The 1533-nt window shown below is 66.5% G+C and carries 2 protein-coding genes; both read left to right on the forward strand.

What is annotated here, in order from left to right:
* Window positions 1-1349: IS66 family transposase (tnpC, locus tag E8D38_RS27660; RefSeq protein WP_140637487.1), on the forward strand; the 1349-nt coding region annotated here is incomplete at its 5' end.
* A partial coding sequence (locus E8D38_RS27665) for a hypothetical protein (RefSeq protein ID WP_140637488.1) occupies window positions 1346-1533 on the forward strand: 188 nt, incomplete at its 3' end. The genes tnpC and E8D38_RS27665, both read left to right, overlap by 4 nt.

Raw genomic sequence — 1533 nt, forward strand, 5'->3', positions numbered from 1 at the left:
CGCTGGACATGGATCTGGCAGCGGTGGCCGCCGAGATCGAAGCGCTGCAGCCCAGGCCCGAGCCCGCCGACGAGAAGAAACCGCCCAAGCGAGCGCCGCTGCCGCCACATCTGCCGCGTCGCGAGATCCGCCACGAACCCGAGAACACCACCTGCGGCTGCGGCCAAGCGATGCAGCGCATCGGCGAGGACGTGGCCGAGAAGCTGGACTACCAGCCGGGCGTGTTCACCGTGGAGCGCCATGTGCGCGGCAAGTGGGTCTGCGGCTGCTGCGAGAAGCTCGTGCAGGCGCCCGTGGCGCCGCACGTCATCGACAAGGGACTGCCCACCACCGGCTTGCTCGCCCAGGTGCTGGTGGCCAAGTACCTCGATCACTTGCCGCTGTACCGGCAAGAAGCCATCTTCGATCGCGCTGGCCACGCGATCGCGCGCTCGACGCTGGCACAGTGGGTCGGCGAATGCGGCGTGCAGCTGCAGCCTCTGGTCGATGCGCTGAGCGCCGAGCTGCTGCGCCAGGGCGTGCTGCACGCCGACGAGACGCCGGTGGCGATGCTCAAGCCGGGCCACGGCAAGACGCATCGTGCGTACCTGTGGAGCTATTGCACGACGCAGTTCAACCCGGTGAGGGCCGTCGTCTTCAACTTCGCCGACAGCCGCGGCGGACAGCACGTAAGAGCCTTCCTCGGCTTGCCGGGCGAGCAAGGCTGGCGCGGCAAGCTCGTGTGCGACGACTTCAGCGGCTACAAGGCCTGCTTCGAGTTGGGCGTGACTGAAGCTGGCTGCACGGCGCACGCGCGACGCAAGTTCCATGAGCTGTGGGCCAACCATGGCAGCCAGATCGGCGAGCAGGCGCTGAAGTTCTTCGGTCAGCTCTACGACGTCGAGCGCGAGGTGGCCAACACCGACGCCGCGCACCGGCGAGAGATCCGACGACAGCGATCAAGGCCGGTGGCCGATGCGTTGCACCAATGGTTGAGCCAGCAGCGGCAGAAGGTGCCCGATGGATCGGCCACTGCTCGGGCGATCGACTACAGCTTGAACCGCTGGGCGGCGCTGACGCGCTACATCGACGATGGCGAACTGCCAATCGACAACAACTGGGTCGAGAACCAGATCCGGCCGATCGCGCTGGGACGCAACAACTGGCTGTTCGCCGGGTCACAGCGCGCGGGCGAGCGGGCCGCCGTGGTCATGAGCCTGATCCACTCAGCGCGGCTGAACGGGCATGATCCGTATGCCTACATCCGCGACGTGCTCGAGCGACTGCCTACGCAGCCAGCCAGCCGCATCCAGGAGTTGCTGCCGCATCATTGGAACCCTTCCTGCAGCGACGAACGACCCACACGATGAAGAACATCGAAGCCTTGATCGACGACGGCGGTGACATCACCTTGGGGGCGCTTGCTCCGTTCGAATGCGCTGCGACCGCGGCAGACGGCCACAACAGCTTGGCGATGCTCGTGCGGCGCGAAGGAGAGTCGCTCAACGCCCTCTTGAAGCGCTTGGACAAGGCGATCGGCCTCGCCTGGTCAGA

Source organism: Methylibium rhizosphaerae, from assembly GCF_006386545.1.
Taxonomy (GTDB): Bacteria; Pseudomonadota; Gammaproteobacteria; order Burkholderiales; family Burkholderiaceae_C; genus Pseudorivibacter; species Pseudorivibacter rhizosphaerae.